This is a genomic window from Segeticoccus rhizosphaerae (assembly GCF_005222685.1).
In the GTDB taxonomy this organism is placed as follows: Bacteria; Actinomycetota; Actinomycetes; order Actinomycetales; family Dermatophilaceae; genus Segeticoccus; species Segeticoccus rhizosphaerae.
The window spans coordinates 90,310-112,386 of sequence record NZ_SWMA01000006.1 but is presented as its reverse complement, the minus strand read 5'-3'; the positions used below and the strand labels follow the sequence as shown (position 1 = coordinate 112,386).

At 71.1% G+C, this 22,077-nt stretch carries 20 protein-coding genes, 1 tRNA gene and 1 riboswitch; of the genes, 3 read left to right on the top strand and 18 right to left on the bottom strand.

The window, feature by feature from the left end:
* Positions 1 to 9 precede the first annotated feature (9 nt).
* Complete coding sequence (locus tag FCN22_RS07015) at positions 10 to 3,237, top strand: AAA family ATPase (RefSeq protein WP_162308150.1); 3,228 nt, start codon at positions 10 to 12, stop codon at positions 3,235 to 3,237.
* Positions 3,238 to 3,270: 33 nt separating this feature from the next.
* Here FCN22_RS07015 and gcvP read toward each other — a convergent pair whose 3' ends face one another.
* From gcvP to clsA, 10 genes are all read right to left on the bottom strand, one after another.
* Positions 3,271 to 6,090 (bottom strand): aminomethyl-transferring glycine dehydrogenase, encoded by a 2,820-nt coding sequence (gcvP, locus tag FCN22_RS07010; RefSeq protein ID WP_373681290.1) that lies wholly within the window; start codon positions 6,088 to 6,090, stop codon positions 3,271 to 3,273.
* A 189-nt stretch (positions 6,091 to 6,279) separates the two neighbouring features.
* A riboswitch (glycine riboswitch) is annotated at positions 6,280 to 6,372 on the bottom strand.
* A 105-nt stretch (positions 6,373 to 6,477) separates the two neighbouring features.
* The gene (locus tag FCN22_RS07005; protein ID WP_137120831.1) at positions 6,478 to 7,062 is read right to left on the bottom strand and encodes a MerR family transcriptional regulator; all 585 of its coding nucleotides are present in this window, start codon (positions 7,060 to 7,062) and stop codon (positions 6,478 to 6,480) included.
* Between the two features lie 186 nt (positions 7,063 to 7,248).
* Complete coding sequence (locus FCN22_RS07000) at positions 7,249 to 7,731, bottom strand: bifunctional nuclease family protein (RefSeq protein ID WP_137120830.1); 483 nt, start codon at positions 7,729 to 7,731, stop codon at positions 7,249 to 7,251.
* Between the two features lie 88 nt (positions 7,732 to 7,819).
* Positions 7,820 to 8,536, bottom strand: coding sequence for a transcriptional regulator FtsR (gene ftsR / locus FCN22_RS06995; protein WP_137120829.1), 717 nt, complete (start codon positions 8,534 to 8,536; stop codon positions 7,820 to 7,822).
* A complete protein-coding gene (locus FCN22_RS06990; protein WP_137120828.1) occupies positions 8,533 to 8,997 on the bottom strand; it encodes an FHA domain-containing protein in 465 nt (154 codons plus the stop codon). Before FCN22_RS06990 ends, ftsR begins: the two co-directional genes overlap by 4 nt.
* A 182-nt stretch (positions 8,998 to 9,179) precedes the next feature.
* Positions 9,180 to 9,569, bottom strand: a complete 390-nt coding sequence (gene gcvH / locus FCN22_RS06985) for a glycine cleavage system protein GcvH (protein ID WP_137120827.1) — start codon at positions 9,567 to 9,569, stop codon at positions 9,180 to 9,182.
* A 25-nt stretch (positions 9,570 to 9,594) separates the two neighbouring features.
* On the bottom strand, positions 9,595 to 10,338 hold the full coding sequence (locus FCN22_RS06980) for a DUF881 domain-containing protein (RefSeq protein ID WP_137120826.1): 744 nt from the start codon (positions 10,336 to 10,338) through the stop codon (positions 9,595 to 9,597).
* Positions 10,339 to 10,421: 83 nt separating this feature from the next.
* Positions 10,422 to 10,754, bottom strand: a complete 333-nt coding sequence (locus FCN22_RS06975; protein ID WP_137120825.1) for a small basic family protein — start codon at positions 10,752 to 10,754, stop codon at positions 10,422 to 10,424.
* Positions 10,751 to 11,680: a DUF881 domain-containing protein gene (locus tag FCN22_RS06970; RefSeq protein WP_137120824.1), complete on the bottom strand. Its 930-nt coding sequence runs from the start codon at positions 11,678 to 11,680 to the stop codon at positions 10,751 to 10,753. The genes FCN22_RS06975 and FCN22_RS06970 overlap by 4 nt, the downstream gene beginning before the upstream one ends.
* A complete protein-coding gene (gene clsA / locus FCN22_RS06965) occupies positions 11,677 to 12,327 on the bottom strand; it encodes a cardiolipin synthase ClsA (protein ID WP_338016635.1) in 651 nt (216 codons plus the stop codon). The genes FCN22_RS06970 and clsA overlap by 4 nt, the downstream gene beginning before the upstream one ends.
* Before the next feature lie 107 nt (positions 12,328 to 12,434).
* Between clsA and FCN22_RS06960 the strand changes: the two genes are divergently transcribed.
* Positions 12,435 to 13,388 carry an ABC transporter ATP-binding protein gene (locus FCN22_RS06960; RefSeq protein ID WP_137120823.1) on the top strand — a complete coding sequence of 318 codons (954 nt, stop codon included), beginning with the start codon at positions 12,435 to 12,437 and terminating at the stop codon, positions 13,386 to 13,388.
* Positions 13,385 to 14,593: an ABC transporter permease gene (locus FCN22_RS06955; protein ID WP_137120822.1), complete on the top strand. Its 1,209-nt coding sequence runs from the start codon at positions 13,385 to 13,387 to the stop codon at positions 14,591 to 14,593. Before FCN22_RS06960 ends, FCN22_RS06955 begins: the two co-directional genes overlap by 4 nt.
* Before the next feature lie 26 nt (positions 14,594 to 14,619).
* Here the strand turns inward: FCN22_RS06955 and FCN22_RS06950 are convergent, their stop codons facing one another.
* The 8 genes from FCN22_RS06950 to aroH all read right to left on the bottom strand — a co-directional run bounded on the left by FCN22_RS06950 (position 14,620) and on the right by aroH (position 21,996).
* Positions 14,620 to 15,177, bottom strand: a complete 558-nt coding sequence (locus FCN22_RS06950) for a DoxX family protein (RefSeq protein WP_137120821.1) — start codon at positions 15,175 to 15,177, stop codon at positions 14,620 to 14,622.
* Between the two features lie 57 nt (positions 15,178 to 15,234).
* Positions 15,235 to 17,103: an MFS transporter gene (locus FCN22_RS06945; RefSeq protein ID WP_137120820.1), complete on the bottom strand. Its 1,869-nt coding sequence runs from the start codon at positions 17,101 to 17,103 to the stop codon at positions 15,235 to 15,237.
* Positions 17,104 to 17,271: 168 nt separating this feature from the next.
* Positions 17,272 to 17,345 (bottom strand) — tRNA-Pro (locus FCN22_RS06940).
* Between the two features lie 182 nt (positions 17,346 to 17,527).
* A complete protein-coding gene (der, locus tag FCN22_RS06935) occupies positions 17,528 to 18,940 on the bottom strand; it encodes a ribosome biogenesis GTPase Der (protein WP_238384576.1) in 1,413 nt (470 codons plus the stop codon).
* A gap of 125 nt (positions 18,941 to 19,065) precedes the next feature.
* Positions 19,066 to 19,758 (bottom strand): lysophospholipid acyltransferase family protein, encoded by a 693-nt coding sequence (locus FCN22_RS06930; RefSeq protein ID WP_137120818.1) that lies wholly within the window; start codon positions 19,756 to 19,758, stop codon positions 19,066 to 19,068.
* Positions 19,751 to 20,461 (bottom strand): (d)CMP kinase, encoded by a 711-nt coding sequence (gene cmk, locus FCN22_RS06925; RefSeq protein ID WP_137120817.1) that lies wholly within the window; start codon positions 20,459 to 20,461, stop codon positions 19,751 to 19,753. Before cmk ends, FCN22_RS06930 begins: the two co-directional genes overlap by 8 nt.
* 53 nt (positions 20,462 to 20,514) lie before the next feature.
* Positions 20,515 to 21,588, bottom strand: coding sequence for a prephenate dehydrogenase (locus tag FCN22_RS06920; RefSeq protein WP_137120816.1), 1,074 nt, complete (start codon positions 21,586 to 21,588; stop codon positions 20,515 to 20,517).
* Between the two features lie 30 nt (positions 21,589 to 21,618).
* Positions 21,619 to 21,996 (bottom strand): chorismate mutase, encoded by a 378-nt coding sequence (gene aroH, locus FCN22_RS06915; RefSeq protein ID WP_238384569.1) that lies wholly within the window; start codon positions 21,994 to 21,996, stop codon positions 21,619 to 21,621.
* Positions 21,997 to 22,077: the final 81 nt, after the last annotated feature.

Below are 22,077 nucleotides of genomic sequence, written 5' to 3'. Positions count from 1 at the left end.
CGGCTGAGCATGACCGCATTCGGGCCGTTCGCGGGCACCGAGACCGTCGACTTCGAGGACCTTGCCCGGGCCGGTCTCTACCTGATCCAGGGCCCCACCGGGGCAGGCAAGACCAGCATCCTCGACGCGATCTGCTTCGCCCTGTATGCCGCGGTGCCCGGCTCACGCGCCGGTTCCCGCGGCACCCTGCGCAGCGACCACGCAGCAGCAGGCACGCTCCCACGGGTCGAGCTCGAGCTGACGGTCAGAGGGCGGCGGATGAGGATCACCCGCAGCCCCGCCTTCAGCCGGCCGAAGATGCGGGGCGAGGGTGAAACCACCGTGCAGGCCACGGTGCTGCTGCAGGAGCTCGTCGGCGACGAGTGGACAACCAAGGGCACCCGACTCGACGAGGTGGCCCAGGTCGTCGACGACGTCGTCGGCCTCGGTCTCGAACAGTTCGTCAAGGTGGTGCTGCTGCCGCAGGGCGAGTTCGCTGCCTTCCTGCGTGCGACGCCGGAGGACCGTAGGGGGCTGCTGGAGCGGCTCTTCGACACCAGCCGCTTCACCGACGTCGAGGACTGGCTGGCGACGCGTCGTCGCGAGTCGGCCGCAAGCGTCGAGTCCGCCCGGACCGAGCTGCGGGCGGGCCTGCAGCGGGTCGACGACGTCCTGGGCGATCTCGACCCTCTCGGGCCGGCGGAGACGACGGCCGGGTCCGGTCCTGGTGACGACGCCACGGGGCTGACGGTCGGCCCGGCCGAGGAGGAGCTGTCACCGCCGTGGTCGGAGCTCGACGCCCGCCAGGTCGGCCAGGAGCTCGACGGCAGCGTTTCCCGCGTCGTGGACCTGGCCAGCATCGCGCTGGCGCGGGCCGACCACGCCGCCGGTGAACGCGACCGTGCATCGGCCAGGCTCGCTGATGCCGAGCGGACCGACACGTTGCAGGCCCGCGCCAGGCAGGCGCAGGACACCCTGGCCGCGGTCGCCGAACTGGCGGGGCAGCGTGACCTGAGTGCGCAGATCCTGGAGCAGGCCCGTCGGGCTCGGGAGCTCGCGGCCCACCTGAGCGGCCTCGACACGGCGACGACGGAGGCGGCCGACACCGAGCGGCGAGTGGCCGCCGCCCGGGCGGCCGTGGCCGAGGTGTGCCGCGCCCTCGCCGAGCCGGACGACGGGACCGACCTGCCCGCGGTGCGCCTCCTCGCCGAAGAGGTCGGCTCGGCGGCAGCCGCCCTCACCCGCGCAGGGGCCGCCCTCGACCGTGGGCGATCGAGCCGGTCACGGGCCGATGAGCACGCCGCCCTGGTGACGGCGCAATCGGCGGAGGTGGAGCGGTTGCAGCAGGTCGCGTGTCAGCACGAGGAGCGCCGCAAGACCCTCGCCGCGCAGCTCGAGGCGCTGTCTGCCGTGGCCTCGAAACTCGAAGCGCATCGCTCCCGTGACTCCGCGCTGCGCCGGGCCGTGTCGTTGGCCACCTCACGCTCTCAGGCTGCAGAGCGGATCGACGTTCTGACGGATCAGGAGTCCGTGCTCGCGCCAGCCTCCCTGGCCGACGGCGAGGAGGTGGTGCGCCTGCACCGGCTGCGCATCGAGGGGATGGCCGCCGAGCTGGCCATCGGCCTGGCCGACGGGCAGGACTGCCCCGTCTGTGGATCTGCGGAGCACCCGCGCCCCGCAGAGGGCACCGCGACCGTGTCCTCACACCAGATCGAAGCGGCCGAGCGGCGTGCAGCAGCGTCCCGCACGGTGCACGACGAGGTCCGGCACGAGCTGGCCACGGTCCGGGCTCGGCACGACACCCAGGTCGAGCAGTTGGGCGCGTGTCTGAGCGGTCTGGGCCTGGCCTATGACCCAGCGGACGTGACGATCGATCAGCTGCAGGGCCTGACCGACGAGACGAGGCGCGCAGCCACCGAGGCGCAGGAGGCGGGTCAGGCGCGCGACGACGCCGAGCAGGAGCGGCAGGCGCTGGCCACCTCCGCCGAACGCACCCGAGCAGACCAAGAGGCCGCACGGAACACCCTCGCGGCGGCTGCCGCCACGCGGGATGCCGCACTGGCGGAGGCGAGGAGTGCCGTCAGGGACCTCACCAAGCTGATGAGGGAGCACCACGAGCACTGCCCTTGCGCAGACCCTGCGCTGCCTCCGGACGGGCCGGACAGCGAACCGGCCGCCGGCGGCCTCGACGAACCACCGGCCAGCAGCCTGGAGATGTCCGGCCAGCAGCTACAGGACATCGTTGCCCGACACCGCGCTGCCACCGAGCTGCTGGCCGGGCTGGCCGCTGCGCTGCAGGAGCGGGCGTCGGCGCACCGTGTCCTGGCCCGGGCGCGGGACGCACTGCAGACGGCACTGACTGAGAACGGTTTCGCCGATGCCGAGGCGGCCCGCGCCGCGTCGCGGTCGGATGACCAGATGGCCGCCCTGGAGCGAGAGCTGCGCGAGTTCGACCGACGGCGGGAGACGGCGGCGGCGGTGCTCGCGGAGCCGGAGGTCATGGCGGCACAGGCGAAGGAAGTCCCCGACCTGGAAGCGCTGACCCAGCTCGAGCGCGACGCACGCGAGTCACACACGGCCGCCGACCGCGCTGCCGCGCACTACGCGCGCGCCGAGAGCAGGCTGCGTCAGCTGTCGCGTGAGATCCACACGACGCTCGAGCGGCTCGACACCCAGGAGGCCGCACACAGGAGTCTGCAGGACCTCGCTGAGTGTGTGGCCGGCACCGGGCCGGACAACGAGCTCAAGATGCGGCTGTCAGCGTTCGTCCTGGCCGCACGTCTCGAGGAGGTTGCGCGTTACGCCAACGAGCGGCTCGGGGTGATGAGCGACGGCCGCTACACCCTGCGGCACTCGGACGCGCGGGCAGCACGTGGGGCGCGCAGCGGCCTTGGCCTGCGGGTCACCGACGCCTGGACCGGCATCGAGCGCGAGACGAACACCCTGTCCGGGGGCGAGGCCTTCCTCGCCTCGCTCGCGCTCGCTCTCGGCCTCGGCGACGCCGTCCGCGCCGAGGCCGGCGGCCTCGACCTGCAGACGCTCTTCGTCGACGAGGGTTTCGGCAGCCTCGACGAGGAGAGCCTCGAACACGTCATGGGCATCCTCGACGACCTGCGTGCCGGCGGCCGTGCCGTCGGCATCGTCAGCCACGTGCCGGAGCTGCGCCAGCGCATCCGCGCTCAGGTCCGGGTCACCAAGACCCCGGCCGGGTCGCACCTGTCGGTCTGCACCACCCTCGCCGACGAGGCCGCCGCCTGACGTTCCGCTGCTCAGTGAGGGTCCCTGGTGGGGTCAGTCCTCGAAGGCCTCGGGCGGCGGGCAGGAGCAGACCAGGTGGCGGTCACCGTAGGCGCCATCGACGCGGCGGACCGGAGACCAGTACTTCGCCGTCGGGTCCACGCCCTTCGGGTAGGCCGCGGTCATCCGGTCGAACGGATGCGACCACTCCCCCGCGATCGACTGGGCCGTGTAGGGGGCGTGCCGCAGCACGCTCTCGGCGGCCTCCACCGATCCCGACTCCACCTGCGCGATCTCCTCGCGAATCGCGATCATCGCCTCGATGAACCGGTCGAGCTCGGTCAGGTCCTCGGACTCGGTCGGCTCGACCATCAGGGTGCCGGCGACCGGGAACGACATGGTTGGCGCGTGGAAGCCGTAGTCGATCAGCCGCTTGGCCACGTCATCGACGGTGACGCCGGTGCGCTTGGTGAGGTCTCGCAGGTCGAGGATGCACTCGTGTGCCACCAGACCGTCGGCGCCGGCGTAGAGCACGGGAAAGTGCTCACGTAGCCGCGCCGCGATGTAGTTCGCGGACAGCACGGCCACCTGCGAGGCCCGGGTCAGACCCTCGCCGCCCATCAACCGCACGTAGGCCCACGAGATCGGCAGGATGCTCGCCGAGCCGAACGGCGCGGCCGAGATGGGGCCGACACCGGACTTGGGGCCGGCTTCCTCGGAGAAGGGGTGGTTGGGGAGGAACGGCGCGAGGTGGGAGCGCACCCCGATCGGGCCGACGCCGGGCCCACCTCCGCCGTGCGGGATGCAGAAGGTCTTGTGCAGGTTGAGGTGCGACACGTCGCCGCCGAAGTGGCCGGGTCGGGCCAGGCCCATCATCGCGTTGAGGTTGGCCCCGTCGAGGTAGACCTGGCCTCCGGCGTCGTGCACGAGAGCACACAGGTCGCTGATGGTGTCCTCGAAGACCCCGTGGGTGGAGGGATAGGTCACCATGATCGCGGCAAGGCTGTCGCGGTGCTGGTCGACCTTCGCCGCGAGGTCCTCCATGTCGATCTCGCCACTGGTGGCGGTCTTGACCACGACCACCTTGAGCCCGGCCATCACCGCGCTGGCGGCATTGGTGCCGTGGGCGCTGGCGGGGATCAGGCAGACGTTGCGACCGGTCTCCCCGCGAGAGCGGTGGTAGGCGTGGATCGCCAGCAGTCCCGCGAGCTCCCCCTGCGAGCCCGCGTTGGGTTGTAGCGAGACCTCGTCGTAGCCGGTGATCTCGGCGAGCCAGTCTCCCAGCTGCCCGATCAGTGCCCGCAGCCCCTCGGTCTGATCGGCCGGTGCGAACGGGTGCAGGTTGGCGAACTCCGGCCAGGTGATCGGCTCCATCTCGGTCGTGGCGTTCAGCTTCATCGTGCAGGAGCCGAGCGGGATCATGCCGCGGTCGAGTGCGTAGTCCCGGTCGGCCAACGTGCGCAGGTAGCGAAGCATGGCCGTCTCGCTGCGGTGGCTGTGGAAGACCGGGTGGGTGAGGAAGTCGGTCTCCCGCTGCTGCTCGGCCGACCAGACCGGGCCGGCCGCCATCGCCTCCCGGAGCGACTCCGGCGTCGGCTCCTCCACACCGAAGGCGGCGCAGACCGCGCTCAGGTGCGTCAGGGTGATCGTCTCGTCGGTGCTGATCGAGATCCGGTCGTCGTCGACCGCCCACAGGTTGACGCCCCGCTCCGCGGCCGCGGCGACGACCGGCCGTGCCCGGCCGGGCACGCGCACCGTGAGGGTGTCGAAGAAGGAGGATGTCTCAACCTCTACTCCACCCTGAGATAAACAGGTCGCCAACGCGGCAGCGTGGGCATGCACCGCTCGGCCGATGCGGCGCAGACCGTCCGGCCCGTGCCACACGGCATACATCGACGCCATCACCGCGAGCAGCACCTGTGCGGTGCAGATGTTGGAGGTCGCCTTCTCGCGCCGGATGTGCTGCTCGCGCGTCTGCAGGGCGAGCCGGTAGGCGGGGGCACCGTCGGCGTCGACGCTGACGCCGACCAGTCGGCCGGGCAGCGTCCGCTCCAGCCCCTTCCGCACGCTCATGTAACCCGCGTGCGGTCCGCCGAAGCCCATCGGCACCCCGAACCGCTGCGTGGTGCCGACCGCGACGTCCGCACCCCACTGCGCCGGCTCGCGCAGCAGGGTCAGCGCCAGCAGGTCGGCCGCTGCCGTCACCAGCGCACCGGCGGCGTGGGCCGCCTCCGTCAGCGCCCGCCAGTCCCGGACCTGCCCGTCGGCGCCGGGGTACTGCACCAGCACGCCGAACACCGACCGGCCGCCGGCCGCTCGCTCCAGAGAGTCCTGGTCAAAGACGCCTTCGAGGTCGGCCACGACGACGTCGAGACCCAACGGCTCGGCACGGGTCGAGATCACGGCGACCGACTGCGGCATGGTGTGCCGATCCACCAGCAGCACGGCATCGCTCGGGGCCTTGCTGGCCCGGCGCATCAGGGTCATCGCCTCGGCCGCAGCCGTCCCCTCGTCGAGCAGCGACGCCCCCGCGGTCGGCAAACCGGTCAGATCGCTGACGATGGTCTGGAAGTTGAGCAGCGCCTCGAGCCGTCCCTGGGAGATCTCGGGCTGGTAGGGGGTGTAGGCGGTGTACCACGCCGGGTTCTCGAGGATGTTGCGCCGGATCACCGCCGGGGTGTGGGTGCCGTAGTAGCCGAGGCCGATCATCGAGGTGAGCACGGTGTTGCGCGCGGCCAGGCCGCGCAGCTCCTCGATCACCGCCGGCTCGGAGGGGGCGGGCTCGACCCGCAGCGGCTCGGCGCTGCGGATCTGCGAAGGCATCGCGGTCTCGAGCATCGCCTCGATCGACGGCTGCCCGATGGCTCGGAGCATCGTCTCGACGTCGGAGCTCGACGGGCCGACGTGACGGGACACGAAGTCGGGGCTGGCGAAGAGGTCGTCGGTGGCGGAAGTGGGGGTGACGTGGTCGGACACGAGGGCTCCTGTCGCAGGCGTGGCTGGCGCCTCCCCCTCTGTCACCGTGCAGACGACGGTATGCCGGGTGCCTGGTTCCAGAGTTGCCTCACCCACGTGGTCCTGGCGCCTGAGAGGTTCCGGGGAGTTTGCCCCTTCGGCGCCTCGCCGGTGCGGCGAGGTCTCTCCCACGCAGGGTTGTCAGCGCCCTCAATCTATCAGCGCCACACGCTCTTCCCGGCCACGGCGTCGCGCTCCTTGGCAGCGGGGTCGCTGCGCTCCATCCTCGCTGCCCTGCGTCGCCGCTCAGCCGGTCTTGCGGGCCTGGCGACGGGCACGCAGCTCATCGTCGGGGTGGGCAGCCGGCACATCGTCGTCGGCCCGCTCGCCCGGCAGCTGCGCGAGCTCGCCCTCGACCTCGTGCCAGACCTTGCCCACCGCGATGCCGAAGACGCCCTGCCCGCCCTTGACCAGGTCGATGACCTCGTCGTCGGACGTGCACTCGTAGACGCTGGCGCCATCGCTCATCAGGGTGATCTCGGCCAGCTCGGACACGCCGCGTTCACGCAGCTGGGTCACCGCCACCCGGATCTGCTGCAGCGAGACGCCGGTGTCCAGGAGTCGCTTGATGATCTTGAGGACCAGGATGTCGCGGAAGCTGTAGAGCCGCTGGGTGCCGGAGCCGGACGGATTGCGCACCGTCGGCTCGAGCAGACCGGTGCGCGCCCAGTAGTCCAGCTGCCGGTAGGTCACGCCGGTCGCCCGGCAGGCCGTCGGTCCGCGGTAGCCGACGTCCTCGCGCAGCTCGGGGAGGTCGTCGGTGAACAGCAGGCCCTGGGCGGCAGCGGGCACCTTCTGGGCCGGTTGCTGCGCGTGTCCGGTGGAGCTCACGCCATACCTCCGTGTCCGTGGTGCCGTGGGACTGTCTGGGACGCGGGAGGCGGCCGACGGAAACGACACCGTGGTGATTTCTGCAGACGTTACGGTCGGGCCGGTGCCACGTCAATCACCCTGAGGCGAACCGTCCCGGCGTGTCGGCACCCTTACCGTCAAGTTGAGGTAGAGGATGGACTCGGGTCACGGCGGTGGTTCGCCGCCCTTCTCGAAGTCTTCGGGCGTGACGTGGTCCAGGAACTCGCGGAAGCGCTCGACCTCGTCGTCCTCGTCCGGGGTGATCGCGACGCCGGCCTCGTCCAGCAGGCTGTCCTCGACCAGGATGGGGCTGCCGGTGCGCAGGGCCAGGGCGATGGCGTCGGAGGACCGGGCGCTGATCTCGAGCCCTCCGTCGACGACCAGGCTGGCGAAGTAGATGTTGTCCGTGAGGGCCACGATGCGGACCTCGGTCAACGTGTGACCGAGGGCGTCCAGGAGGTTCTTCATCAGGTCGTGGGTCAACGGCCTGGGCGGCTCGACCCCCTGCTGTGCGTAGGCGATCGCGGTGGCCTCCGGCGCGCCGATCCAGATGGGCAGGTAGCGCTCGCCGCCGCGCTCCCGCAGCAGCACGATCGGGTTGTTGGTCGGCATCTCGACACGGACGCCGAGGACATCGAGCTCTCTCACCCCTTCACCGTACCCGCTCGGGCAGCCCGTGTCGTCGCGCGAGGCGGCGGGTTCAGCGGCGGATCGTGCGGCCGCTCAGGGCAATCGGTCAGCCCGAGGCCAGGCCGGACCGCACCAACCCGGTGTGCAGCGCCACGCACCAGGCGAGGACCTCGGTCGTGGGGTCCTCCGCCGTGCCGTGCGCCGACGCGCTGCCCCGACGCCGGCGCAGGGGGCTGACCACCTGCTGCACCAGGCCGATCTCGCGGTCGGCGGCGGTGCGGAAGGGCCGCAGGTGTCGTGGTTCGACGCCGTATGCCGCGAGCGCGCCGGCCGCGCGGGCCACGGCCAGATCGCCCTCGCCGTAGTGACCGTCCCCGTCCGTGCGCAGGAGCCCGAAGGTGGAGAGGGCCTCGAAGGTCGGGCCGTCGAGCTCGGCGGCCTCGCGCAGCTCGGCAGCGGTCAGCCGCAGGTCAGAGCGCGGACGCAACTGCTCAGGAGTCGGGAGGGTCGGGTCCGGCTCGGCCGGAGGTACGGCCGGTCGGGCACCGCCTGATCCGTCACCCGGAGGCGTGAGGCCCCGATCGAGCGCGTCGAGCGCCTCGCGGATCACCTTGAGCGGCCAGAACCGGTCGCGCTGGGCGGTGAGGATGTAGCGCAGTCGCTCCACATCCTCCGGGGAGAAGGAGCGGTAGCCCGACCCGGTGCGTTGCGGCGTGATCAGCCCCTCGGCCTCGAGGAAGCGAATCTTGGAGATGCTGACGTCGGGGAATTCCGGCTGCAGCTGGGCGAGGACGGCGCCGATGCTCAGCCCGCGGGCACTCACTGACCGCGTCGGGCCGCGCCGTAGTAGACCAGCCGGAACTTGCCGATCTGCACCTCGTCGCCCGTGACCAGCGTGGCCTGGTCGATACGCTCGCGGTTGACGTAGCTGCCGTTGAGCGAACCGACGTCTGCGACGGCGTAGCCGTCACCCTCGCGGCGGAAGACGGCGTGCTTGCGGGAAACGGTCACGTCGTCGAGGAAGATGTCGCTGTCGGGGTTGCGCCCGACGGTGATCTCCTGCGCGTCCAGCAGGAACCGCGCGCCGGTGTTGGGTCCACGCAGCACCACCAGCAGCGCCGTGCCGGGGCGGAGCGCCTCGATGGTTGCCTGGTCCTCCGACGGAAGAGGGGGTTCGCCCTCGAACGCCTTCTCCCGCAGCTCCGGCTCTTCGACGCCGGGCAGGTGCACCGTCGTCCGGTCGCTTGACGACGAGGACGGGTGCTCGGAATCGTGCTCGGTCATGAAGGGCACCTGCTTTCGGGGCGGCGGGACTGGCGGAAGGGGCGCCGACACCTCAACCCTAGATGACGGCGGCCCCGCCGCGTGAGGGGTATCCACCGATTCCGGGTCAACCCGGGCGAGAAGTCGGCATCCTGCCCGGTGCGTCTGCGGAGCCAGCCTGGAACCTGGCTCCGCGCGGGGGCTCAACCGAGCTGGGCGCGGTAGGCCTCGACGTCGAGCAGCTCCTGGGTTGCGTCCGGGTCGGCGAGCTTCACGTCATACATCCAGCCCTCGCCGTAGGGGTCGGTGTTGATCTGCTCGGGGGCGGCGTCGAGTCCCTCGTTGACCCCGACCACTTCACCGGCGAGTGGCGCGTAGAGGTCGCTGACCGACTTGGTCGACTCCACCTCACCGCACGCGTCCCCGACGGCGATGGTGTCCCCCACCGAGGGCAGGCTCACGTAGACGACGTCACCGAGCGCGTCCTGAGCGAAGGCCGTGATGCCGACCCGAGCCACGCCGTCGCCCTGGTCGCGCACCCACTCGTGCTCTGCGGTGTAACGCAGATCCTGCGGGTAGTCCAAATCGCTCATGACGCTCCTCGAGAAGGGTGACGGGTCACTGGGTGGGGGTGGCCGTGGGTACCGGCTGAGCGTAACGATGCGCGGGAGGCGAGTGCAATGCATCGATGTGGACGGTCTGGGACTGGGTGATCGTGGGGTGTCCCCCGAGCTGACGCACATTCTCCGCCAGCCCGCCGGGGATCGCCATCGCCGCCGCCATGGTGTGCGGGTCACCGATCGCCAGGATCCGGTATGGCGGTCGCACGCCCACACCGTCCACCTGCACCGTCCCGTCCTGGGCCGTGCCGAAGTAGGTGCTCGCGACGACGCGCACCGGACCGATCTGCACCGCCTCCGCCCCCGCGTCCCGCAGTTCCTGCAACGCGTCGAGCAGGACCGAGTCGGTGATCTCGTGACGCGGATCGCCGATGGTGATGGTGATCCCCGGGCCCTTGGCGGGCACCGTGCCCGCGAGGACCTCCAGCGAGGACAGCCGCTCCCTCGCGGCCTTGCGGGCCTCGCGGTCGCTGGCCCCACCGCTGACCAGCTCGTCGCGGGTGCGCCGCAGCTGCGCCGCGTCCTTGTCGAGCCGGTCGGACCGCTGGCTCACGTCGTCGAGGAGGCCGACCAGCTCGGTCTGGCGCAGGGCGTCCAGGCCCTCCGAGCGGGTCTGGCGCACCTGGGTCACGATGGCGAAGCCCAGCAGCAGGGCGAGGACGGTGGCCAGCGCGTTCGCCTTGGTGGCGCGCGGCGCGCCCATGCGCACGAGCCGGCGCCACCCGGTCGCGCCGCCGCTCATGCTCGTGGTCGCGCTCCTCGGCGGCGGGTTCGCTCCGCCTCCTTCTCGCCGCTCATCGTCGCCGCGGCTCTGTGTGGGGTGGTTCATGCGTGGAAGAGGTGTCGACGGATGCTGGCCACGTTGGAGAAGATCCGAATGCCGAGCACGACCACGACCCCCGTGGACAGCTGCGAACCCACCCCGAGCTGGTCGCCGAGGAAGACGATGAAGGCGGCGACGACCACGTTGGACAGGAACGAGATGACGAAGACCTTGTCGTTGAAGATGCCGTCGAGCACCGCCCGGACCGCGCCGAAGACGGCGTCCAGGGCGGCGATCACCGCGATCGGCAGGTAGGGCTGCATCCACACCGGCACGGTGGGATGGAACAGCAGCCCGACGAGGATGCCGACGACCATGCCGATGGCTGGGATCACGATGCGTCCTCGGAGGTGGGCGTGGTCGGTGGGGTCGAGGCGGTGCTCCTCGTGGGCACGGGCTTGGCCACGCGCAGCTGCAGGGCCGGCGACGCCGAGACCTGCAGCGACTGCTCCGTCTTGACCGTCGCCTGGATGCCGAAGGTCTCCTGCAGCGACGAGAGGTAGTGCCCGCCGCTGCCCCGCGAGAAGGTGGTGGGCATCGTATCGGGGTCGCCGATCGCCGTGATCACGTAGGGCCGGGTCAACGGCCGGAAGTTGACCAGGATCGCCTCGCCGGCGAACCGGATCGCGGACTGGGCGGTGAGCCGTTGCCCGTTGATCGAGACCGCCTCCGCCCCCGACTTCCACAAGCCGTTGACGATGATCTGCAGGTCCCCCGACGTGACCCGTCCGGCGTTCTCCTCCGTCTGGGTCCTGGGGTCGACGTCGCCGTCCGCCGCGGCCTGGTCCGGCCTGGCGTCGTCGATGGTCAGGAGCACTCCCGGCCCGGTCAGCGGCACGGCGCCGACTCCTCGCGCGATCGCGGTGAGCTGCTCGGCGAGCTGGGACTCGTGGCCCCGGACCAGCGCCTGCTGCTGGGCCTGCTGGATCTGCGCCCGCAGCGCCGCGATGGTGGCGGCCTGCCGGTCGCCATCCGCCTGCCGGGACTCGATCTGGGCGATCAGGCGCTGCTTGGCCTCGGCGGCGGCGGTGGTCGGCACCCGCAGGGACAACGCCGCCACGGCCACGAGGAAGCCGATGACGACCGCCGTGAGCAGCAGCATCGGGGTCCGCGTGCCCGACGTCCGGGGCCTGCCCGCGCGCTCCCGGGCGTCGGCCTCGGCGGCATATCCCGGATCCAGGGGTCGGCGCATCATCTCGTTGAGCAGGGTCATCGAGGCGTCGACCGGGCGACGCGCGGCCGGTCGGAACTGGTCGCTCACCGTCGCTCCCGGCCGCCCGCGGCGTCACGCACCATCTGGCGCACGTGCACGGCATACATGATCCCAGCAACCCAGTAGAGGACCGTTCCCCACCAGGCGAAGGCCCAACCGATGACCTGGACCACCGTCGCCGCCGTGCTCCCACCCTGGCCGAGCAGGATGAGGGGGAAGGCGCTGAGCAGGTTGAACGTGGCTGCCTTGCCGATGAAGTGGACGGGTGGCAGCGGAAGGTGGTGGGCCCGGAGCACCGGACCCAGCGCGGCGATGAAGACCTCGCGGGCGAGCAGCACGCCCACCAGCCACCACGGGATCGCGTCGACCCAGCCGAGTCCGAGCAACGTCGCCAGGATGTAGAGGCGGTCGGCGAGCGGATCGAGGACCTGGCCGACGCGGGTGACCAGCCCGTAGCGGCGCGCGATCTTGCCGTCGAGGTAGTCGGTGACCCCCGAGACCATGAGCACCACCGCCGCCCAGGTGGTGTGTGAGCCGTCGATCAGCAGCCACAGGAACAGCGGCACGCCGACCAGCCGGAGCAGGGACAGGACGTTGGGCACGGTCAGGACCCGGTTGCTCACCACGAGGTGGCCCTCGTGGCCGTCGACCGGCCGCGCCCGCTGCGACGGTGGCCCGCCGACATCATCCCTCACGCCCCAGAGCCTAAGCGGTGCTCGGCGATTCCCGCGTAGGCGACCTCCCGCCCAACACGCTGTGAATCTGCTTGACCCTGTGCACCGCCCCTGTGAGTCTCGAGCGCATGCCACCTTCGCAGGATGGGTCCCTGCTGCCCGCTTCCCCCACACCTGGTGTCGGCCTGACCGTCCGCGACGTCACCAAGCGGTATGGCGACACGCTCGCGGCCGATGCCATGTCGCTCGACCTGGCGCCCGGTGAGGTCCTCGGGTTCGTCGGGAGCAACGGCGCCGGCAAGAGCACACTGATGCGGATCATCCTGGGGGTGCTGGCGTCCGACTCCGGGCAGGTCCTGTGGCAGGGCACACCCATCACCGCCGACGGTCGGCGACAGATCGGTTACATGCCTGAGGAGCGCGGGCTCTACCCGCGGATGAGGGTCGGCGACCAGCTGCACTACCTGGCGCGGCTGCACGGCCTGTCATCCTCCGACGCCGACACCTCGGTGGACCGGTGGCTCGCACGCCTCGGCATCGCCCACTACCGCGGCAGCGAGGTGCAGAAGCTCAGCCTCGGCAACCAGCAGCGCGTGCAACTGGCGGCGGCGATGGTCCACGACCCTGTCCTCCTCGTGCTGGACGAGCCGTTCTCCGGCCTGGACCCGATCGCCGTGGACGTGATGAGCCAAGTGCTGCGTGACACCGCTGCCCGGGGGGTCCCCGTCATCTTCTCGAGTCATCAGCTCGAGCTCGTCGAGCGGCTGTGCGACCGGGTCGCGATCGTCCGCCGTGGCCGGGTCGTGGCGGCCGGCACGGTTGACGAACTGCGCTCTGGCAGCGCGATGCAGCTGGTCATCGATGCGCCCGGCGCGCGACCGGGGTGGGCCGACGGGCTCGCCGGGGTCGCCGTCCACGACAGCGGCGGGACGGTGACTGTCCTCGAGCTGTCGCCCGGCACGGACGAGCAGGCCGTGCTGAAGGCGGCGCTCGCCACCGGCCCGGTCCGCTCGTTCGCGCCGCGGCAGCCCTCGCTCGCCGAGTTGTTCCGCCACGTCGTCTCCGAGGAGGTGACGGCATGACGGGCACCTCCTCCGCCGCCCCCGGGCGCTTCGGACCGGTCTGGCTCGTGGCCACCCGTGAGATCCGCACACGGTGGGAGTCGAAGGCCTGGCGCCTCATCACCCTGGTCACCCTGATCGCAGTCGTCGGCTTCGTGGTCGTCATGAAGTTCGTCTCCGGTGGTGGCCCGGACGCGACTGTCGGCTATGTCGGCGGACAGGCGGTCGGACAGCAGATCACGGCGAGCGGGAAGGCGACCGGCCTGGACGTGGAGACCAGGAAGGTGAGTGCGGACGCGGGACGGCAGCAGGTCCGCGACGGCGACCTCGACGCCTTGGTGCGCATCGACCCTCGAGGCGTGGTCCACGTCACGGCGAAGCGGGAGCTGGGCAGCGACGTCGAGGCGGCGGTGACCGCGCTGGCCCAGCAGACCGCCATCCACGAGCAGGTCACCAAGCTCGGCGGCGACCCGGCGACCTTCGAGCGGGCGGTGGCGGCGGCCCATCCGCAGGTGACCAACCTGGAGCCACCGCGCACGTTCTCACCGGATCAGCTGGCGCTGGGCGTCATCGCAGGCGTCCTCATCTACCTCTCGCTGATGATGAACGGTCAGATCGTGGCGCAGGGAGTCGTGGAGGAGAAGTCCAGCCGCGTCGTCGAGCTGCTGCTGGCAGCGGTCCGGCCCTGGCAGCTCATGGCCGGCAAGGTCCTGGGCATCGGCTTGCTGGGACTCGCACAGATGGTCGTCATCGCCGGCGGCGGAGCGATCGCCGCCGTCGCCACCGGGGTCCTGACCATCTCGATCGCGGCCACCCTGAACGTGGTGGTCTGGCTGGTCGTCTGGTTCGTCCTCGGGTTCTTCGCCTACGCCCTGGTCTTCGCGGCGGCCGGAGCCCTGGTCTCGCGTCAGGAGGACGTCGGCGGTGTCGTGATGCCGCCCCTGATGCTCGTCATCCTCGGTTATGTCATCGGGGTGTCGGTCCTGCCCAGCGACCCCGCCAACGGGGTCGTGCGCGTGCTCTCCTGGCTGCCCGTCTTCTCCCCGACGCTGATGCCGATCCGGGTGGCGATGGGCGGGGTGCCGGCCTGGGAGCTGGTGCTCGCGGTCGCCCTCATCGTGCTGGCGATCCCGGGGCTGATCTGGCTCGCCGCCCGGATCTACAGCAACGCCGTGCTCCGCACGGGAGCCAGGGTGAAGGTCAGGGACGCGTTCCGTTCCCTCTGACCGGGTGCAGCTCGGGTGCAGCGCGCTCAGGCCGGCGCGACTCCGTCGCCGTCGGGGTTGCCTTCGGCAGACGGCCCTGGGTCGGGCACCTGCGGGGGTGCCGCCTGCCGCCCGAGGGCGACCACGGCCGTGGAGGCCGCCACGCCAGTCGCCAGCGAGGCCAGCGCCCACCAGGGACCCGACATCTTGCGGCCCATCACCGCGTCGAGCGACAGGTCGCCCGGACCGGTCTCGGCCAAGGCGGTGAGCGCGGCGATGATCGTGCCGTTGAACTCGTAGCCGCCGTTGGCGTTCCAGAACCCGTTGGGCAGGTGGACCGTGCGGATGGCGGTGGCCATGACACCGGTCAGGGCGGCAGTGGCCACCGGGGTGGCCAGGCCGGCGGCCAGCAGAGCTCCGCCGGCCGTCTCGGTCGCACCGGCCGCGAACGCGTTGCGGCGGGTCGGGTGCAGCCTCAGGGATCGCATCATCCCCTCGGTGCCCTCCATTCCCGGTCCCTCGAACCAGCCGAAGAGCTTCTGCGTTCCGTGGCCGATGAAAAGGCCACCGATGAACGCCCGTGCGACAAACCGTGCGATGTGCATGTCTGCACTCCTCCCAGTGGGAACTGACTCGACCCTACGACCAGCGCCGCCCTGCCGCTACCTCAGACCGTGGTGGCCCTGTGCCGCGGGCCGGTCGGGATCGCCACCAGCCAAGGAGGTGAGGACGCCGTCCCGAACGCCCCCCTGGGCGCGGTGCCCCACGGCCGCGGGCTGTGGGGCGGCGCTCCCGGGGGCCTGCTCCTGCGGCTCGGTGTGCACGTACTTCCCGCCACGCAGGGCCGAGGCCAGCGCAGCGATCACGCACGCCGCGATCGCAAACGCGAAGGCGACCCCCAGGCCGTCGGAGAAGGGACCGGAGATCAGCGAGGGGAAGAAGCGGCGACCGGTCAGGTAGTGCGCGTTCGCGGCGGGCAGCTGGCCAAGGACCTGCGGACCGAGGAGCGTCTGCACCGGGTTGTAGCCGAGCAGTGAGGAGAAGAGCACCCCCACCGGCGGGAGCTGCGCCACCTTGTCGGCCGCGTCGGCCGGGACGCCCTGAGCGGTGAGGCCGGTGGCCAGCGTGTGCGGGAGCGACCTCGCGAGGCCGGTGATCATCAGCGAGAAGAAGATGCCGATGGACAGCACCATGGCGGAGTTCTGGAAGGTGGTGCTCATCCCGGCGCCGACGCCGCGCTGGCCCGGCGGAAGGCTGTTCATGATGCCCGCGCGGTTGGGCGCGGCGAACAGCCCCATCCCGATGCCGTTGACCAGCAGGGCCAGGGCGAACAGCCAGTAGCTGAAGTCGACGGGAAGCAGCAGCAGCCACACGAAGCTGCCGGCGGCTACCAGCATGCCGACGGTCGCGAACGTGCGGGCACCGAACCGGTCGGAGAGCCAACCCGAGGTGGGACCCGCGACGAGGAACCCCGCCGTCAACGGCAGCATGTAGATGCCGGCCCACAACGGCGTCGACTCAAAGGTGTAGCCGTGCTGGGGCAGCCAGATCCCCTGCAACCAGATGATCAAGATGAACATCAGGCCGCCGCGACCCAGAGCCCCGAGCAGGCTTGCCAGGTTGCCCGCCAGGAAGGCCCGGATCCGGAACAGTCCCAGGTGGAACATCGGCTCGCGGACCCGCGTCTCCACGACACCGAAGACGCCCAGCACCACCACCCCCCCGACCAGCGCGACGAGCACCCACGGGTTGGTCCAGCCCATGGTGTGCCCGCCGTAGGGCTGGATGCCGTAGGTGATGCCGACCAGGACGGCGATCAGACCCGCCGCGAAGGTCGCGTTGCCCCACCAGTCCATCTCCGCATGTCTGCGCACCCCCGTGTCGTGCAGCTTGAGGTAGGCCCACACCGTGCCGAACAGCCCGATCGGCACCGAGACCAGGAAGACCAGGTGCCACTCGATGGGAGCGAGCAGGCCACCGACGATCAGCCCGATGAACGAACCGGCAATCCCGGCAACCTGGTTGAGGCCCAGTCCCAGACCGCGCTGGTCGACCGGGAAGGCGTCGGTGATGATCGCGTTGGAGTTGGCCATCAGCATCGCCCCGCCGACCCCCTGCAGGATCCGCATCAGGATCAGCCAGAGCACCGCCGGCGTACCGTGCATCCAGGTCACCGACAGCAGGATGGAGAACACGGTGAAGACCGCGAACCCGGCGTTGTACATCTTGACCCGGCCGTACATGTCCCCGAGTCGCCCGAAGCCCACCACCAGCACGGCGGTGACCACCATGTAACCCATGATCAGCCAGAGCAGCAGACTGGTGTTGCCCGGCTCGAGCGGGTTGATGCCCACACCCCGGAAGATGTCCGGCAGCGCGATCAGCAGGATCGACATGTTGATGGTGGCCATCAGGACCCCGAGCGTGGTGTTGGACAGCACCACCCACTTGTAACGAGGGCTCGCGACGTCGCGCGCGGCCCTCTCCTGTCGCGCTCGTGCCCTCGTCGACTCGGTATGCCGTCCGCTCATCTGTGTCCCTCCGCGGCCCGACCGAGGCCTCCAGCGTGCGATTAGTTGCCTTCGGTTAACTAATCTACTCCGCCGCGCTCCGGAACGTTGCGCACCCACCGGTTCGGGGCATGGCAAGGGCCCACACACCGACCTGTTGTGTGGGCCCTCGACCTCGAGTGCTCCCAGTCGGGATGACAGGATTTGAACCTGCGACCCCCTGACCCCCAGTCAGGTGCGCTACCAAGCTGCGCCACATCCCGTTGTTCAGTTGTCGGGCGTGGCAGAGGGCCAAACTCAATCAACCCCACCAGTCGAGGGCGCTACCAAGCTGCGCCACGTCCCGGGAAGCTCCCGAAGGAGCGATCAGAACTCTAGCGCACGCACTCCCCCGGTTCCGAATCGCCACAGCGCATGTCCGGCCCGGCCGTGGCGGGGTGGTGACTCACCGGCGACGACGCTTCTCGCGCACCCTGACGGACACTTCGATCGGGCTGCCTTCGAAGCCGAACTCCTCACGCAACCGCCGCTCGATGAAGCGGCGGTAGCCGGCCTCGAGGAAGCCGCTCGCGAAGACCACGAACCGTGGCGGCCGGGTCGACGCCTGCGTCGCGAACAGGATCCGCGGTTGCTTGCCGGAGCGCACCGGGTGCGGGTGGCCGGCCACGATCTCGCCCAGGAAGGCATTGAGGCGGCCGGTCGGAATCCGGGTGTCCCAGGAGTCCAGCGCGGTCTCGATCGCCGGGACGAGCCGGTCCATGTGCCGGCCGGTGCGGGCCGAGATGTTGACCCGGGGCGCCCAGGGCACCTGCACGAGCTCCTTCTCGATTTCGCGCTCGAGGTAGTAGCGGCGCTCCTCGTCGAGCAGGTCCCACTTGTTGTAGGCGATGACGAGGGCGCGGCCGGAGTCGACGACCTGCTGGATCACGCGCACGTCCTGCTCGGCGATCGGTTCCTCGGCGTCGATGAGCACCACCGCCACCTCGGCCTTCTCGAGTGCGGTCTGGGTGCGTAGCGAGGCGTAGAAGTCCGCGCCGCGGGTCTGGTGCACCCGGCGCCGGATTCCCGCGGTGTCGACGAACCGCCAGGTCTTGCCGCCGAGCTCGATCATCTCGTCGACCGGGTCGCGGGTGGTCCCGGCGACGGGGTCGACCACGACCCGGTCCTCCCCCGCGAGCTGGTTGAGCAGGCTGGACTTGCCGACGTTCGGCCGGCCGAGGAGCGCCACGCGTCGCGGGCCGCCCCGTGAGTAGGCACCGGAGACGCCCGAGACGTCGGGCAGGGCCTCGAGCAGTGCGTCGAGCACGTCTCCGCTGCCGCGGCCGTGCAGCGCCGAGACCGGCCAAGGCTGCCCGAGCCCGAGCGACCACAGCATGGCGGCGTCGGCCTCCGCGCGCAGGTCGTCCACCTTGTTGGCGACCAGCACGACGGGCTTGCCCGACCGCCGCAACAGCTTGACGACCGCCTCGTCGGTGTCGGTCGCGCCGACCGTCGCGTCCACGACGAACATGACGACGTCCGCCATCTCGACGGCGACCTCCGCCTGCTCGGCGACCCGCAGGTGGATGCCGCGGGCGTCCACCTCCCATCCCCCGGTGTCGACCAGCGTGAAGCGGTGGCCGGTCCACTCGGCGTCGTAGGCGACCCGGTCACGAGTCACTCCGGGCACGTCCTCGACCACGGCCTCGCGGCGGCCGAGGATCCGATTGACCAGGGTCGACTTGCCGACGTTCGGGCGGCCGACGACCGCCACCACGGGTCGGGTCTCCCCCGCCTCCAGCTCAGCGCCGGAGTCTTCCCGCTCGATGAGGTCGCGGTCCTCGTCGCTGAGCTCGAACTCCTCCAGCCCCGCACGCAGGACGCGCTCGACGTCGCCCCCACCGTCGTCCTGCGGCGGCGCGGCGCTCGCGTCGTCGGCGGGGGTGTCGGTCTGCTGCTCGTTCACGGGCAGGGGCCCTTCAGGTCGTGGTGCGGGGGGTTGAACTACCCATTGTCGCTCACGTCGGACGGTGGTCGCTCCGGCAGCGCCATGCCGACCCGCTCGACGGTGGTCTGCACGTGCTCGGTCATGGCGACGCGCATCTGCTCGGTAGCGATCCGTCGCTGGTCACGACCCGGGAGTCCGGGCTGCCCCTTGAGGGTGAACGGCTCGCCGAAGGCCACGATGACCCGACTCCTGGGGCCCGGCAGCGAGCCACGGGCGTCCCGCTTGCGGGTGCCGAGCAAGGTGACCGGCACGACCGGGGCTCCGGTGCGCAGTGCGAGCCACGTCGCCCCCTGGTGGATGTGCGCGACGTCGCCGCGACCGCGGGTGCCTTCCGGAAAGACCCCGACCACCCGGTCGTCATCGAGGGCCGACACGGCCGTCATGAGGGCGTTGCGGTCACCGGTGGTGCGGTCGATCGGGATCTGGCCGAGGGCCCGCAGCAACCAGCCGACGAAACCGTGGAACAGCTCCTTCTTGACGATGATGTTGGCGGCGCGGGGGGCTGTGCCGAACAGCAGTGGGCCGTCGAGGAACCCGAGGTGGTTGGACACGAGGATTGCCGCTCCGCGCCGCGGCACCCGGTCCCTGTCGACCACCTGCACGTCATACAGCGTGCGGAAGACGACCTGCCCGAGCCGCCACCCGATGATCGACCGGCGTCGGTGCGGCGCCGGGTAGCGTTCAGCCACAGTGCTGCCCGGTCTTGGTGGCCACCACGCCCAGGACCGCCTCGACCGACTGCTCGAAGGTCAGGGCAGAGGTGTCGACGGTCTCCACCCCGGGCGCCGCCTCCATGAACTGCGAGACCGTCGAGTCGTCGCGGTCGCGTCGGATGATCTGCTCGCGGGTCGCCTCCACCGACGCCCGGTCGCTGCCTCCGTGCAGCTCGGTCGAGCGACGGGCGAGCCGCGCCCTCTCGTCGGCCATGAGCAGGACCCGCACCTCGGCGTCGGGGGCAACGACCGTGGTGATGTCGCGGCCCTCGGCGACGACTCCGCCCACCGTGCGGCGCGCCTCGAGGATCAGCACCCGCTGCCGGTCCTGCAGCTCCTCGCGCACGTCAAGGTTCGTTGCCACCTGTGAGACCGACTCCGAGATCGACGTCGTGCGGATCGCCTGGTCCACGCTGACACCGTCGACCGTGACCGACGGAGCCGCCGGGTCCGTGCCCATCACGAGCGGGAGGTCGCGAGCTGCCGCGGCGACGGCGTCCTTGTCCGCCAGGTCGATCTGCCGCTGCACGCACCACCAGGTGAGCGCCCGGTACATCGCCCCCGTGTCCAGGAAGGCCAGGCCGAGCCGCGCGGCAACGGCCTTGGAGACGCTGGACTTGCCGGTGCCGGAGGGGCCGTCGATGGCGATCGTGAGGGGTGGGGAGGAGGCGTCGGTCATTCGAGGGAGTTTAGTGGTGCTCGCGGTCCGGCCCGGACACAGCCCGCGCGCGCTCACGTGTGGACGCGCCACCCGCGGGCCAGCAGCTCGTCCTCGAGGCGCTCTCCCACTGCCGGCAGCACGGCCAGCTCGGCGATCCCGAAGGGCGCCCCGACCCCGTGCTCGAGGCGCAGGTCCTCGAGGTTGATGCCCGCGTCGCCCATGTCCTGGAAGAGACGACCCAGTGCCCCCGGCTCGTCGGGCACCACGACGAGAACGGTGGCGTATGCCGTGGGCTCCGCCCCGTGCTTGCCCGGGATGCGGGCGTGCCCCGTGTTGCCGTGGGCGACCATCCTGGCCAGGGTCGCCCGCGACCCCGGGGCCAGGTCGGCGAGCGCCGCGACCGTTTCGGCGAGGTCGGCGGCCAGTGCGACCAGCACCTGCCGCACCGCCGGCGCGTTGGCCGCGAGGATCTGCGTCCACAGCAGGGGGTCGCTCGCCGCGATGCGTGTGACGTCGCGAATCCCTTGCCCGGACAAGGCGACAGCGCTCGCCGGCAGGTCACGCAGGCGGCCCGCGACCAGGCTGGCCACGATCTGGGGCACGTGGGAGACGGCGGCCACGGCCTCGTCGTGCTCTCCGGGTGCAAGTCGCACCGGTGCGGCGCCGACCGAGGCCGCCACGCCGGTGACGAGCTCGACGGCGGCCGGGGTCGACTCCGGCCCCGGCACCACAACCCAGGTGCGTCCCTCGAAGAGGTCAGCCTCGGCGGCCACCGCACCGGAGCGCTCGCGACCGGCCATGGGATGGGACCCGACATACCTGTCCAGTGGCACGCCGGTGGCCCGGAGCGCCTCGAGGACGGACCCCTTGACCGAGGCGACGTCCGTGACCACGCAGTCGCGCCAGTGCCGCAGCTCGTCGGCGACCACCGCCGCCGTGACGTCGGGGGGTGCGGCCACCACGACCAGGTCCGGTGCCGCCGCGACCCTCTCTGCCAGCTCGCCGGCCCCGAGGTCCCGGGCCAGCGCCACCGCCGTCGGCGACGGGTCCGCGAGGGACACGGTCACGTCGAGGCGCCGCAGCGCCAGCCCCAGGCTCGTGCCGATCAGCCCGGTGCCGACGATGCGGACGTGCCCCACCGTCATCGGAGTGTCCCGGCGGCGCTCATCGGGCCCTCACTGGGCAAGGTCCCGGCGCAGCGCCGCCGCACCCCGCAGGTAGACGTGGGTGATCTCCGAGCGCGGCAGTGCCGTGTTGACGTGAGCCATCAGCCGAATCACCAGGGGCATCGCGCCGACGACATCGAGCTCCTGTGTGCACATCAGCGGGATGTCCCCCATGCCGAGCTCGCGCGCCGCCACGGCCGGGAACTCGCTGCGCACGTCGGGTGTCGCGGTGAACCACACCGAGATGACGTCGGCCAGATCGATGCCGTTGGCCTCGAGCACCGCCGTCACGAGCTCACGGGTCGAGGCCAGCACGTGCTCGCGCTCGTCCACGTCGAGTTGGATGGCCCCACGGACCGCACGCACCGCCGTCGCCTGCTCACTCACGCGTGGCACGGTAGCGAATCGCCGCGTGCGACCGGGCGCCCGTCCACCCACAGGACAGCACCGCGCCCGGAGCCCAACGCC